Genomic DNA, 16318 nt, shown 5'->3' with positions numbered 1-16318 from the left:
TCGTCGGTCATGACTGCTGTCCCAGATCGGCGGTCATGGCAACCAGCACCTTGTGCAGCCGCCGGAACAGGGCGTCGATCCTGGCGGCGTCGAAGACGTCGGTGTCGTATTCGACGCGAAGGCCCAGTTGGTCGCCGGGCTGCACTTGAACCGCCAGCGGATAGTGGTTGTATTCACGTGCGGTGATCTCGGTGATGGCCAGCTCCTGGTCGCCGGTCAGCGCGGCGGCGTCGACGGGATAGTTTTCGTAGACGAACAAGGTGTCGAACAACTGGTCGTGTCCGGTGAGGCGGTGGATTTCGGCCAGCGCCAGATGCTGATGCTCCAGGGTGCGGTTGTGGGCGTCCTGCAGCTCATCCAGCAGCCCCGCGACAGTGGTGGCCGCGGTAATGCGCGCTCGCACCGGCACGGTGTTGATCAACAGGCCCACCATCGAGTCCGCGCCGGCCAGCTCGGTGGGCCGCCCCGAGACCGCGGTGCCGAAGGCGACATCGTGCTGGCCGGTCAGCCACATCAGCAGCTGCGCCCACGTGGCCTGCAGTACGATGTTGACGGTGGTGTGCTGCGCGCGCGCCAGCTCGGTAACGGCGCGGGTGGTTTCCTCAGGCACCCGGAACGATGCGACGTCGCGCCGCCCCAGCCCGGCCCGCCCCGGTGGGCCGACCAAGGTGGGCGCGTCGAAACCGGCCAGCACTTCGCGCCAGGCACCGTGGGCGGCGGCGCGATCCCGCTCGGCCAGCCAGGTCACAAAGCTGCGATACGACACAGCCGGGGGCAGTCGGTGCCCGTAGTAGCTGGCAATGATTTCCTGCAGCAGGATCGGCAGCGACCACCCATCCATCACGATATGGTGATTGGTCAGCACAAACCGGTGCCGATCTGCTGCGGTGCGGATCAACGCCGCCCGAAACGCCGGCGGGTCGCCCAGATCGCACACCGCCGCGCGCTCCGCGGCGCACACCCGCTGGACCTGTTCGTCGACATCGTCGGCGGCCAGGTCGACGTACTGCCAAGGCGCTACCGGGTCGGCCGGGATCACCTGCACCGGCTCGTCGAACTGAGTACAGAAGCGCGCCGCCAGGTTGGGGTGCCGGGCCACCACGGTTTGCACCGCCTCGCGCAGCCGTTGTCGGTCGAGGGCACCGTTCAGCGCGATGTTCAGCTGCACCGCATAGACGTCATCGCCGGGGTCGTGAGCGGTGCTGGCGTGGAACAGCAGACCCTCCTGCAAGGGGGTCAGCGGCAACACGTCGGCCACCCGGTCGTGCTGCTGGAGTTCGTCGAGCTGCTGCTGGCTCAGCGGCGCCGGCGCGATGTCCGAAGGCGTCAACCCGCCCCCACCATGGCGCACATGCGCGCAGATCCCGGTCAGGGCCTCGAACCACAACCGGCCAAGACGGCTGACCTGGCTGTGATCCAGCGCCGACGGCGCCCAGGTCCAGTTCGCGTGCAGGCGCGGTCCGGTGTCGGTGTCCACGGTGGCAGCGTTGAGCTCCACGCTGTGCGGCAGCGGCATCGGTATGGCTGCGGCCGCGCCGGTCAGGGCCAAGCCGTCGTGGCAAATCCGCCACAGGTCATCGGACAGGTCGGCCGCCGCGCCGAGCCGCCCCAGATAGTTGAACCCGATCACCGGCTCGGAGCCGGTCAGCTCAACGTCGGGGCTCAGATACCGCAGCAGACCGTAGCTCAGCGGGTCTGGCAAGGCGCGCAGCTGCTCTTTGGCGTCCTTGACCAGCGCCCCCAGCGCCGCCTCGCCGGACGCGACGTGGGCCCAGGGCAACCCGCCGACAGCCAGCGACACCGGATACAGGGTGGTGAACCAGCCCACAGTGCGCGTCAGGTCCACATCGGCGGCCAGCTCCTCATGCCGCCCATGGCCCTCGACGTCGATGCCGATCGGCGCGCGGCCGGCATTCAGAAACTCCGCTGCCGCCAACCCGAACGCGATCAACAAAATGTCGTGCACCCCGGCATGGAACGCCGCCGGCACCTCACCCAACAGCATCCGCGTCGTCTCGGAATCCAGCGACACCGACAGGTGTCCGGCCGTGGCGAACGTATCGACCTCAGGCTGCACCGCCGGCAACGCGGCCGGCGTCGCCGCCACCTGACACCACTGCTCGACCTGATCCACCACCGCCGCAGCATGTGCGTGTTCGGCCAGCAGCGACGCCCACCGGGCAAACGACGTCCCCGCCGCCGGCAACGCGATCGGCTGCCCGCTACGATGCTGAACCCAGGCGATGTTGAGGTCCTCCAGCAGAATTCGCCACGACACCCCGTCGACGGCCAGATGGTGAATGATCAGCGCCAACTGACCGGTCGAGCCCGCCCATAACGCGCTCAGCATCGCCCCAGTGGCCGGGTTCAACCGCGACCGCGCCTTGACCAGCGCCTCGTCGGACAAGACATCGACCGCTTGCAGGTAGTTGCCGGCATCCACCGACCCCGCCTCGGGCACCCACAGCGACCAATCACCGGAGCCGTCGTCGTCGACCCGTAGCCGCAACATGGCATGTCGCTGCAGCAGCGCCTGCAACACCACCACCACGTCGGCTTCACTGACCTCCGCGGGAGCCTGCACCACCATGGTCTGGTTGAACTGGTCAATCGGGCCGTCCACGGCCTGCAGCCAGCGCATGATCGGGGTCGCCACCACCGGCCCGACACCTTCATCGATTGGGCCGCCCGCGCCTTCGGCCACCCCCGCCACCCGGGCCAGCCGGGCCACGGTCTGTTCGACGAAAATGTCGCGCGGGCGGCACAGCAGACCGGCCGCCCGGGCCCGGGCCACCACCTGCATAGACAAGATGCTGTCCCCGCCCAGCTCGAAGAACGACTCGTCGACGCCGACTCGATCCAGCCCGAGCACCTGGGCGTAGATGCCGGCCAAGATCTCCTCGGTGGGACTGGCCGGGGCGCGGTATCGGTCGCCATCGGTGTAGTCCGGTGCCGGCAGGGCGCGGGTGTCGAGTTTGCCGTTGGCGGTCAACGGCAGCGCTTCCAAGGCCACTATCGCCGCGGGGATCATGTAGGCCGGTAGCCGCTCGGCCAGCCGCGCGCGTGCGACGGCGGGGTCGGCGGCCCCGGTCACATAGCCCACCAAGCGCTTATCCCCCGGACGGTCCTCACGCGCGATCACCGCTGCCTGATCCACCCCGTCCATGCCGGCCAGGACCGCCTGGACTTCACCGAGCTCGATGCGATACCCGCGGATCTTGACCTGCTCATCGGCGCGCCCGAGGTATTGCAGCTGCCCGTCGGCGCCCCACCGCACCAGGTCTCCGGTGCGATACATGCGCTGTCCCGGGGTCCCAGTGCTGCCGAACGGACACGCCACAAACCGCGTCCCGGTCAGCGCGCTCCGGCCCACATACCCACACGCCAACCCGGCACCGGCCACATACAACTCACCGACCACGCCGGTCGGCACCGGGCGCAGCCACCCGTCCAGGACAAAGAAGCCAAGGTGGGCCAGCGGCACGCCGATGGGGCTGGCAGTGCTGTCGACGTCGGCGTCGACGACTTCCCGCAGCGAGGCATGCACCGTCGTCTCGGTGATGCCGTACATGTTGAGCAAGCGCGGTGATCCCGGGTGGTTGCGCCACCACGTTGCGAGACGCTGGGGCTCGAGCGCTTCCCCGCCGAATACGACGGTCTCGAGTTTGAGCCGATCTCCCAGCTCGGGTGCGAGCGCATCGGCGGTTTGCAGCGCATAAAACGCCGAGGGAGTCTGGCTTAAGACGTTGACCTGTTCCGCGACCAGCAACGCATGCAGGTCTTCCGGTGAGCGGACCACCGAATCGGGCACCACCACCAGCCGTCCCCCATGCAACAGTGCGCCGAACATCTCCCAGACCGAGAAGTCGAAGGCCAGGGAGTGGCACTGCGCCCACACCTGCTCCGACAACTCCAGATCGGCGTTCAGTGACGCCAGCAGCCGGGTCACGTTGCCGTGCGTGACGGCCACTCCCTTGGGGACGCCGGTGGTGCCCGAGGTGTAGATCAGGTAGGCAACATCGTCGGGCGCCGGCGCAGGCAAGCCCGTTCCCGGGTAGGTGTCGATGTCGGGGTCGTCGATATCAATGATTACGAGGTCGTGTCCGTCCAGCCGCGGACGCAGGTCCGCGGTGGTGATCGCGGCGATCGGCGCGGCGTCGCCAACCATGAACTCCAATCGCGCCGACGGCTGGGCCGGGTCGATCGGTAGATACGCCGCGCCGGTTTTCAGTATCGCCAGGATGGACACGATCGCCTCGGCGGACCGCGGCAACAGCAGCACCACCCGCTCACCCGGACCCGCGCCCTGGGCAACCAAGAAGCGAGCCAACCGGCTCGATGCCTCATCAAGCTCGCGATACGTCATCGAGCGGTCTGCACAGGTCAACGCCACCGACTCGGGGCGGCGGGTTACCTGCGCGGCGAACGGCACTGGAATCGACACCGCGGCTTTCGCGGGCTGGGTCAACGCGGCCCGGTTGCCCCAGCCCGCCAGGCGCTCGTGTTCAGCATCATCGAGCAGGTCCACCGACGACAGCCGGCGGGCCGGGTCGGCGGTCAACGCCAGCAATACCCGCCCCAACCGCTCGATCAGCGCGTCGACGCTGGCCGCGTCGAACACGTCGGTGCGAAATTCGACTTCACCGCTGATCCCGGTGGGTTCACCGGCCGCGCTCCACTGTTCGGCCAGCGACAGCGTCAGGTCCATGCGGGCCGTGTGGGTGTCGGTCGGCAGCGGGCTGACCTGCAGGTCTCCCAGGGCTACTCCGGCGCCGGGGTCGCCGGCGAAATTCTGCCAAGCCAAGACCACCTGAACCAGCGGATGATGGGCCAGGCTCCGGGTGGGGTTGAGCCGCTCCACCAGCACCTCGAACGGCACATCCTGGTGCTCGTAAGCGGCGAGGCTGCGCTGACGCACCTGGGCCAGCAACTCGGCCACGGTCGGATCCCCGGCGACGTCAACACGCAATACCAAGGTGTTGACGAAAAAGCCGACCAGGTCATCGAGTGCGGGGTCGCGCCGCCCGGCGATCGGGAACCCTACGGCGATGTCGCTGCTGGCGCTGATCTTGGACAGCAGCACCGCCAGGCCGGCCTGGATCACCATGAAGCTGGTTGCATCGTGCTCACGGGCCACCCGGGCAACCTGCTGCTGCAGCTGCGCCGGCCATTCCACCGCGACCCGTGCCCCCCGGTAATCGGCCACCGGCGGATAGGGCCGATCGGTGGGCAGCTGCAACCGCTCGGGCATCCCGGCCAGCGCGTCCTGCCAGTAGTCCAGCTGCGCGACGATGCGGCTGTGGCTATCGGCGAGGTCACCCAGCTGCGCACGCTGCCACAGCGTGTAGTCGACGTACTGCACCGCCAGCGGCGCCCAGTCCGGGGTCAGCCCCGCGCAGCGCCCGGCATAGGCCACCCCCAGATCACGTACCAGCGGGGTGATCGACAACCCGTCGGCGGCGATGTGGTGCACCACTGCCACCAGCACGTGCTCGTCGTCGCTGATCCGGAAAAGCCTTGCCCGCAACGGGATCTCGGTTGCCAGGTCAAACGGATCACGCACCGCGGCGCCGACGGCCTCCGCCAGCCGCTTTTCCGGCCAGCCGGCGACATCGACGACGTCCCACCGAAAGTCGGCGTGCTCCACCGGGATAACCAGCTGGTGAGGTATACCGTCGGTGGCCGGGAACAGGGTGCGCAGGCTCTCGTGCCGGCCTACCACGTCGGCCAGTGCGGTACCCAGCGCCTCGACATCGAGGCGTCCCTGCAGCCGCAGTGCCACGGCCATGTTGTAAACCGGTGACGGTCCCTGCAACTGGTCGATGATCCACAACCGGTTCTGGGCGAAGGACAATGGAACCAGTGCGGGCCGCTCAACCGGAACCAACCGCTCCAGCGCATCCCCGCCGGCTCCGACCCGGAGCGCCAACTCGGCCACCGTGGGCGCATCGAACACCGCGCGCACCGCAACGGCGGCATCCAGGCTGGTGTTCACCGCCGCGATCACCCGCATCGCCGATAGCGAATCCCCGCCTAGTTCGAAGAACGATTCGTCGACTCCGACTCGTTCGAGTCCGAGCACCTGGGCATAGATGCCGGCCAGGATTTCCTCGACCGCGTTGGACGGTGCCCGGTATCGGTCGCCATCGGTGTAGTGCGGTGCCGGCAGCGCGCGGGTGTCGAGTTTGCCGTTGGCCGTCAACGGCAGCGCGTCCAGCACCACCACCGCGGCCGGCACCATGTAGGCGGGCAACCGCGCGCCCAACGCGGCACGAACCTGGACCGGGTCTGCGCTGCCGGTGATATAGCCGACCAGACGCTTATCACCGAGCTGGTCCTCGCGCGCGAGTACCGCCGCCTGGCCCACCCCGTCCACTCTGGCCAGCGCCGCACGCACTTCACCCAACTCGATGCGATACCCGCGGATCTTGACCTGCTCATCAGCACGCCCCAGATACCGCAACTGCGCATCGGCACCCCAACACACCACGTCCCCGGTGCGGTACATCCGTTGTCCCGCACCGGCGAACGGGCATGCCACGAACCGCGACGCACTCAATCCCGCCCGGCCCAGATAGCCCACGCCGACCCCGGTCCCCGCCACATACAGCTCCCCCACCACCCCGGCAGGCACCGGATGCAGCCAGGCGTCCAGCACGAAAAAGGCCAGGTGTGCCAACGGCACCCCGACCGGGCTCACCGCGCGGTCCACGTCATCGATCACGATCTCGCGCAACGACGCATGCACGGTGGTCTCGGTGGTGCCATACAAGTTCAGCAGCCGCGGCAACGACGGATGCCGATCCAGCCAGCTACCGAGCCGCTGCGGTTCCAACGCCTCGCCGGCGAACAACACCGTCTGCAGCGCCAACTGTCGGCCCCGCTCGGGCGCCAGCCCATCCGCGGCCTGCAACGCATAGAACGCCGACGGCGTCTGACTCAACACACCGACCCGTTCGGCAACCAGCAACGCGTGGAACTCTTCTGGTGCACGCGCCACGGACTCGGGCACTACGACCAACCGCCCGCCGTGCAGCAGGGCGCCCCACATCTCGCACACCGAGACGTCGAAGGCCAGCGAATGCCACTGCGACCACACCTGCCCGTCCAGCTGCATCCCGGCCTCCAGTGAGGCCAGCAGCTCGATGACGTTGCGATGGGTGATGGCGACACCTTTCGGCACGCCGGTGGTGCCTGAGGTGTAAATCAGGTAGGCGATGTCGTCGGCCGCGGGCACCGGCAACGCAGTGCCGGGGTGGGTGGCGATACCGGGGTCGTCGATATCGATGACCACCATGTCGTGCCCGTCCAGGCGCGCGCGCAAATCCGCCGTGGTGATCGCGACGATCGGGGCGGCGTCGGCGAGCAAGAACTCGATCCGCGCATCGGGATGCGCCGGGTCCATCGGCACATAGGCCGCGCCGGTTTTGAGCACCGCCAGGATCGCGACGATCGCCTCAGCCGACCGCGGCAACAGCAGCGCCACCCGCTCACCGGCGCTCACTCCACGGTCGGCCAACAGCTGCGCCAACCGGTTCGCGGCCTGATCAAGCTCCCGATACGTCAACGAACGCCCACCGCACGTCAACGCCGCCGCTTCCGGTGTGCGCGCCACCTGCGCGGCGAACAGCGCCGGGATCGACACCGACGCCGCTGGGGGCTCGGTCAATGCGGCCCGGTTGCCCCATCGGTCGAGGGCGGCGTGCTCGGCCTCGACGAGCAAATCGATCGAGGAGAGCCGATGCGTCGGGTCGGCGGTCAGCGCCACGAGCACCCGCTCCAACCGCTCGATCAGTATGTGGATGCTGTCCGCGTCGAACACGTCGGTGCGGAACTCCACCACTCCGCCGATCCCGGCGGGCTCGCCGGTCTCATCCCAGCGTTCGGCCAACGAGAACGTCAGGTCCATGCGGGCCGTCTGGGTGTCGGCCGGCAGCGCGGTGACCTGCAGATCCCCCCAGGCCAGGTTGGCGGGGTCGCTGTCGTGTCCGGCGAAGTTCTGCCAGGCCAACATCACCTGCACCAGGGGGTGATGGTTCCGGGACCGGGCGGGGTTGAGCCGCTCCACCAGCACCTCGAACGGCACGTCCTGGTGCTCGTAGGCGGTCAGGCTGCGCTGACGCACCTGGGCCAACAGCTCGGCACCGGTGGGATCACCGGCCACGTCGACCCGCAGCACCAAGGTATTGACAAAGCAACCCACCAGGCGGTCCAGCGCAGAATCCCGCCGCCCGGCGATCGGGAACCCCACGGCCACATCGGGACTCGCGCTGATCTTCGACAGCAGCACGGACAGCGCGGCCTGGACCACCATGAAACTGGTGGCATTGTGCTCACGCGCCACCTGGGCAATCCGCTGCTGCAGCTGCGCCGGCCAGTCCACGGCCACCGTGGCACCACGCTGATCCGCTACCGGCGGATAGGGCCGGTCGGTGGGTAGCTGCAGACGCTCGGGCGTCCCGGCCAGCGCATCCACCCAGTAGGCCAGCTGCGCGCCGATACGGCTGTCACTATCGGTCAGGTCACCCAGCAGGGCGCGCTGCCACAACGTGTAGTCGACGTACTGCACCGGCAACGGTGCCCAGCCCGGGGGTTGCCCCGCACACCGGCTGGCGTACGCCACACCCAGGTCGGCCACCAGTGGCGCCACCGACCAGCCGTCGGCGGCGATATGGTGCACCACGGCTACCAGCACATGCTCGTCATCGCTAACACGGAAAAGCCTTGCCCGCAACGGGATCTCGGCTGCCAGATCAAATGGGTCACGCGCCGCGGTGCCGACGGCCTCACTCAGCCGGCTCACGGACCACCCGGTGGCATCGACGACCGCCCAACCGAAATCGGCGCCCTCAACCGGCACCACCTGTTGCTGGGGAACGCCGTCGACCGCCGGGAACAGCGTGCGCAGGCTCTCGTGTCGATCCACCACATCGGCCAGCGCCGCCCCGAGCGCCTCGGAGTTCAGCTGCCCGCACAGCCGGAACGCGACAGCCATGTTGTACATCGACGAGGGTCCCTGCAACTGGTCGATGAACCACAACCGGTTCTGGGCGAACGACAACGGCACCACCGCGGGCCGCTGAGCCGGAACCAAAGGCTCCAGCGCGTCCCCGTCGGCGCCGACCCGGAGCGCCAGCTCCGCCACCGTGGGCGACTCGAACAAGGTGCGCACCTCAAGACCAGCATCCATGCCCGCGTTGACGGCGGCGATCAGGCGCATCGCCGACAGCGAATCCCCACCCAGCTCGAAAAACGAGTCATCGATCCCGACCCGCTGCAGGCCCAGGACCTGGGCATATATACCCGTCAAGAGCTCTTCGACCGCATTGGTCGGGGCCCGGTAGCGACCGCCGTCCTGATACTCCGGGGCTGGCAGCGCCCGGACGTCGAGTTTGCCGTTGACCGTCAGTGGCAGCGCTTCGACGGCGACGACCGCGGCCGGCACCATATACGCCGGCAGTCGCTGCGTCAGGGCGGCGCGCACCCGGGCGGGGTCTGCGGTGCCGGTGACATAACCGACCAGCCGCTTGTCGCCGGGGCGGTCCTCGCGGGCGATCACCACCGCTTGCTCGATCCCGTCCAGCCCGGCCAACGCGCTCTGAACCTCACCCAACTCGATGCGATAGCCGCGGATCTTGACCTGATCATCGGCGCGGCCCAGATAGGCCAGCTGCCCATCGGCACCCCAGCGCACCACATCCCCGGTGCGATACATGCGGTGACCAGGGGACCCGGGGCCGCCCGCGCCCGCGAACGGACACGCCACAAACCGCGACCCGGTGAGCCCCGCCCGACCCACATATCCATACGCGAGGCCGCTACCGGCCACATACAGCTCGCCCACCACCCCGACGGGCACCGGCCGCAACCACTTGTCCAGCACAAAAAAGCCGAGATGGGCCAACGACACCCCGATCGGGCTGACACTGCGGTCGACGTCGGCGGGGACGATCTCCCGGAAGGATGCGTGCACCGTCGTCTCGGTGATGCCATACATGTTGATCAGCCGCGGTGATCCCCGGTGGCGGTCCAGCCAGGTTTCCAACCGCTGAGGTTCCAGCGCTTCACCGCCGAATACCACCGTCTGCAGCCTGAGTTCATCCCCCAGTTCAGGTGCTCGCGCATTGGCGTTTTGCAACGCATAAAAGGCCGACGGGGTCTGGCTCAACACACTGACCTGTTCCCGCACCAGCAACGCGTGCAGGTCTTCCGGCGAGCGGGTCACTGACTCGGGGACCACCACCAGTCGCCCACCGTGCAGCAGCGCACCGAACATCTCCCACACCGAGTAGTCGAAGGCCAGCGAATGACACTGGGTCCACACTTGGTCCGTCAGTTCCCGGTCAGCGTTCAGGGACTCCAGCAGCCAGGTCACGTTCTGGTGGGCGACGGCCACCCCCTTGGGGACACCGGTGGTGCCCGAGGTGTAAATCAGGTAGGCGACGTCGTCGGGTGCGGGTGCCGGAAACGCCGTGCTGGGTTGGACGTCGATTCTCGGGTCGTCGACATCAATCACCGCCAGCCCGCAGCCGTCCAGCCGATCGGCCAGCTCCGCTGTTGTGATCGCGGCGACCGGTGCGGCGTCGGCAACCATGAACTCCATCCGCGCCGCCGGATGCGACGGATCGATCGCCAGATAGGCCGCCCCGGCCTTGAGCACCGCCAGGATCGCCACGACGGCCTCGGCTGACCGGGAAAACAGCAGCGCCACCCGCTGTCCGGGACCCGCTCCCTGCTCGACGAGCAAGTGCGCCAACCGATTCGATGCCTCATCGAGCTCCCGATACGTCATCGAACGGCCCTCGCACGTCAGCGCCGCCGCCTCCGGCGTACGGGCCACCTGCTCGGCGAACACCGCCGGAATCGACCTCGCGGGCGACGGCGGCCGGGCCAACACCGCCCGGTTACCGATCTCGTCCAGGCGGGCGCGCTCCCCGTCGTCCAGCAGTTGTATTGACGACAACCGACGACCGGGGTCGGCGGTCATGGCCGCCAACATTCGGCCCAACCGCTCGATCAGCGCGTGGATGCTGTCCGCGTCGAACACATCGGTGCGGAACTCCACGCCCCCGCCGATCCCGGCAGGCCCACCGGCCTCGGTCCAGCGCTCGGCAAGGGAAAATGTCAGGTCCACACGGGCAGTACGGGTATCCAGCGGCACCGGGATGACCTGCAGATCGCCCAACGCCAAACCGGTGGCCGGGTCGCCGGCGAAGTTCTGCCAGGCCAACATCACCTGCACCAGCGGGTGATGGTTCAGCGATCGGGTGGGGTTGAGCCGCTCCACGAGCACCTCGAACGGCACGTCTTGGTTCTCGTAGGCAGCCAGGCTGCGCTGACGCACCTGAGCCAACACCTCGGCCACGGTGGGATCACCGACCAGATCCACCCGCAGCACCAATGTGTTGACGAAGAAGCCCACCAACTCATCCAGTGCCGGATCGCGCCGCCCGGCGATCGGGAATCCCACCGCCACATCGGCGCTGCCGCTGAGCGTGGACAGCAGGACCGTCAACGCGGCCTGGATCACCATGAAGCTGGTCGCATCATGCTCGCGGGCCAGCCGTGCGACCCGCTGCTGCAGCTCGGCCGGCCAAATCACCGCCACACTGTCGCCGCGATAGTCGGCCACCGGCGGATAGGGCCGATCGGTGGGCAGCTCCAGCCGCTCGGGCATCCCGGCCAGCGCATTCACCCAATAGGCCAACTGTGCGCCGATACGGCTGTCGCTGTCGGTCAGGTCACCGAGCTGTTCGCGCTGCCAGAGCGTGTAGTCGACGTACTGCACCGCCAACGGCGACCAGCCCGGGGCCATCCCCGCACACCGACTGGCGTAGGCCACCCCCAAACCAGCCACCAGCGGCGCGATCGACAAGCCGTCGGCGGCGATGTGGTGCACCACCGCCACCAGCACATGCTCGTCCTCGTCGATGCGGAAAAGCCGTGCCCGCAACGGGATTTCGGCTGCCAGGTCAAACGCGTGCCGGGTCGTATCCTCGATGGCTCCGTGCAGCCGGTCGGCCGGCCAGCCGGTGGCGTCGACGACCTGCCAACCGAAGTCGGCGCGCTCAACCGGCACCACCAGCTGTTGGGGAACCCCGTCCAGCGCGGGAAACAGTGTGCGCAGGCTCTCGTGGCGGCCCACCACATCGGCCAGCGCCGCCCCCAGTGCGTCGGCATCCAGGCGTCCGCCCAGCCGCAACGCCACCGCCATGTTGTAGACCGGCGAGGGCCCCTGCAACTGGTCGATAAACCACAACCGGGACTGGGCGTACGACAACGGCACCACCGCGGGCCGCTCCATGGCAACCAGTGGCTGCGGCCCAGCTCCGTCGCCGTCCAGATGCGGCGCCAACTGGGCAACCGTGGGCGCCTCGAACAACGTGCGCACCGAAACGTGGGCATCCAGCGCATTGTTGACGGCAGCGACCAAACGCATCGCCGACAACGAATCCCCACCCAAGTCGAAGAAGGACTCATCGACCCCGACCCGGTCGACACCGAGGACTTGGGCGTAGATACCGGCCAGGATCTCTTCGACGGTGTTGGCGGGGGCGCAATAGCCACCGCCGGCATCCTGGTGCTCCGGGCCCGGCAAGGCGCGGATGTCGAGTTTGCCGTTGACCGTCAGGGGCAGCGCGTCGAGCACCACCACGGCGGCCGGGACCATATACACCGGCAACCGCTCAGCCAGGGCGGCGCGCACCCGGGCGGGGTCGGCGGAGCCGGTCACATACCCCACCAGCCGCTTGTCGCCAGGGCGCTCCTCGCGGGCGATCACCGCGGCCTGATCGATGCCGTCCAGCCCGGCCAGCGCGGCCTGAACTTCACCCAGTTCGATGCGATAGCCGCGAATCTTGACCTGATCATCGGCCCGGCCCTGATACTGCAGCTGCCCGTCCGCGCCCCACCGCACCAAATCCCCGGTGCGATACATCCGCTGACCGCGCACCCCGGGGCCCGCGAATGGGCACGCCACAAACCGCGACCCGGTCAACCCCGCGCGGCGCACATACCCACACGCCAGGCCGGTACCGGCCACGTACAACTCACCGACCACACCGACGGGCACCGGCCGCAACCACTTGTCCAGGACAAGCAGAGCCGCCCCGGGCACCGGAAGACCAATCGGCACGGTCCTTTTCCCCGTCGACCCCGCCTGCAGCGGCGCGCTGATCGACGCGTACACGGTGGTCTCGGTCGGGCCGTAGCCGTTGATCATCACCCGTCCCGGCGCCCACCGATCCACTACCTCGGCCGGGCAGGCCTCACCGGCCACCATCAACGCCACCGACTCCAAACCATGCCGCGACAGCATTCCCACCGCCGACGGGGTCTGGCTCAACACGCTGACCTGTTCGGCAATCAGCAACGCGTGCAGGTCTTCCGGTGAGCGCGTCACTGTCTCGGGGACCACCACCAGCCGCCCGCCGTGCAGCAGCGCGCCCCAGATCTCCCACACCGAATAGTCGAAGACCAGGGAATGGCACTGCGTCCACACCTGGCCGGGCGCGAGCTGCAGGCCGACGTCGAGCGAGTCGAACAGCCGGGTCACGTTGTGGTGGGTCACGGCCACGCCCTTGGGCACGCCCGTCGTCCCCGAGGTGTAAATCAGGTAGGCGATGTCTTCTGGTGCCGGTGTCGACAACGCGGTGCTGGGTTGGGCGGCGATACGGGCGTCGTTCACATCGATGACGACGACGTCGTGTGCGGCCAGCCGCTCGGCCAGCGCGGTGGTGGTGACCGCCGCGATCGGCGCGGCGTCACCGAGCAGGAAGTCGATCCGCGCGTCGGGCACCACCGGGTCGGTCGGCAGATATGCCGCCCCGGTTTTGAGGACTGCGAGGATCGCCACGATCGCCTCGGCTGAGCGCGAAAACAGCAGCGCCACACACTCACCCGGCGCCGCGCCCTGTTCGGCCAGCAGGTGCGCCAACCGGTTCGCGGCCTCGTCGAGCTCCCGATATGTCATGGAGCGGCCGTCGCACGTCAGCGCCGCCGCGTCCGGCGTACGCGCCGCCTGCTCGGCGAACACCGCCGGAATCGACCTCGCCGGCGGCACCGGCCGGGCCAACACCGCCCGGTGACCGATCTCGTCCAGGCGCGCGCGCTCACCGGAATCCAGCACATCCACCGACGACAACTGACGACCGGGGTCGGTGGTCATGGCCGCCAACACCCGCCGCAACCGCTCGATCAGTGTTTGGATGCTGACCGCGTCGAACACGTCGGTGCGGAACTCCACCTCTCCGCCGATCCCGACGGGCGCGCCGGTGTCGCCCCAGCGTTCGGCCAACGAGAATGTCAGGTCCATGCGGGCGGTACGGGTGTCTATCGGTACCGGGGTGACCTGCAGGTCGTCCAAAGCCAACCCGGTGGCCGGGTCACCGGCGAAGTTCTGCCAGGCCAACATCACCTGGACCAGCGGGTGATGGGTCCGGCTGCGGGCGGGGTTGACCCGCTCGACGAGCACTTCGAACGGCACGTCCTGGTGCTCGTAGGCGGTCAGGCTGCGTTGACGCACCTGGGCGAGTAGCTCTGCCACCGTGGGATCACCGGCCAGGTCCACTCGCAACACCAGGGTGTTGATGAATGACCCCACCGACTGATCCAGTGCGGGATCGCGCCGTCCCGCGATCGGGAATCCGACCGCCACGTCGGCGCTGCCGGTGACCGTGGACAGCAGCACCGCGAGGGCGGTCTGGATCACCATGAAGCTGGTCGCATCATGCTCGCGGGCCACGCGCGCAACCTGCTGTTGCAGCTCGGCCGGCCAATCCACTGCCACACTGGCGCCGCGGTAGTCGGCTACCGGCGGATAGGGCCGATCGGTGGGCAGCTCCAGCCGCTCGGGCATCCCGGCCAGGGTGTCTTCCCAGTAAGTCAGCTGCACGCCGATACGACTGTGCGGGTCCTGCAGTTCACCAAACTGTTCGCGCTGCCACAGCGTGAAATCGACGTACTGCACCGGTAGCGGCGGCCAGCCCGGGGCCTGCCCCGCGCACCGGCTGGCATAGGCGACACCCAGATCGGCCACCAGCGGGGCGATGGATAAACCGTCCGCGGCGATGTGGTGGGCCACGGCCACCAGCACGTGCTCGTCGTCGCCGATACGGAAGAGCCGTGCCCGCAACGGAATTTCGGTCGCCAGCGCAAACGGGTGACGCACCACCGCGCCGATGGCCTCTTCCAGCCGGGCGGCCGGCCAGCCGGTGGCATCGACGACCTGCCAACCGAAGTCGGCCCGCTCGACCGGCAGCACCAGTTGCTGAGGAATCCCGTCGACCGCCGGGAACAGCGTGCGCAGACTCTCGTGACGGCCCACCACATCGGCCAGCGCCGCCCCCAGCGCGTCGGCATCCAAGCGACCAGTCAGCCGCAACCCGACCGCCATGTTGTAGACCGGCGAGGGCCCCTGCAACTGATGGATAAACCACAACCGGGACTGGGCGAACGACAACGGCACCACCGCGGGCCGCTCCACTGCAACCAGCGGCCGCGGCCCAGCCACATCGCCGTCCAGACGCAGCGCCAACTGGGCTACCGTGGGCGCCTCGAACAAGCTGCGCACCGAAACGCCGCCGTCGACAGATTTGTTGATCGCGGCGATCACCCGCATCGCCGACAGCGAGTCTCCGCCCAGATCGAAAAACGACTCGTCAACCCCGACCCGCTTCAGGCCGAGGACTTGGGCGTAGATACCGGCCAGGACCTCTTCGACGGCGTTGGCCGGCGCGTGGTAGTGCTCGGCGTCGGTGTATTCGGGTGCGGGTAGGGCGCGACTGTCGAGTTTGCCGTTGACGGTCAGTGGCAGTGCGTCGAGGACGACGACGGCGGCGGGCACCATGTAGACCGGCAGGCGTTCGCTGAGCGCGGCGCGGATTTTGGCCGGATCGGCCGTTCCGGTGACATAACCCACCAGCCGCTTATCCCCGGGACGATCCTCCCGGGCGATCACCGCGGCCTGATCGATCCCATCCAGCGCGGCCAACGCGGCCTGCACCTCACCCAACTCGATGCGATAGCCGCGGATCTTGACCTGATCATCAGCCCGACCCAGATACACCAGCTGCCCATCAGCACCCCAACGCACCAAATCCCCGGTGCGATACATCCGCTGACCCCCGGCACCGGCGAACGGACACGCCACAAACCGCGACCCGGTCAACCCCGCCCGACCCACATACCCATAGGCCAAGCCGCTACCGGCCACATACAACTCACCGACCACGCCGGTCGGCACCGGGCGCAGCCACCCGTCCAGGACAAACAAGCCAAGGTGGGCCAGCGGCACGCCGATGGGGCTGGCAGTGCTGTC

The 16318-nt window shown here is 68.4% G+C and carries 1 protein-coding gene; it reads right to left on the bottom strand.

Annotation, left to right across the window (positions count from 1 at the left end; translation table 11 throughout):
* Positions 1-7: 7 nt before the first annotated feature.
* The coding region (locus AC5Y21_RS24865) for an amino acid adenylation domain-containing protein (protein ID WP_499916611.1) at positions 8-16318 on the bottom strand (16311 nt) is incomplete at its 5' end.

The sequence above is a fragment of the Mycobacterium sp. NGS41 genome, assembly GCF_059812725.1.
The sequence above is the reverse complement of the archived record's forward strand: the minus strand, read 5'-3'. Positions and strand labels throughout refer to the sequence as shown.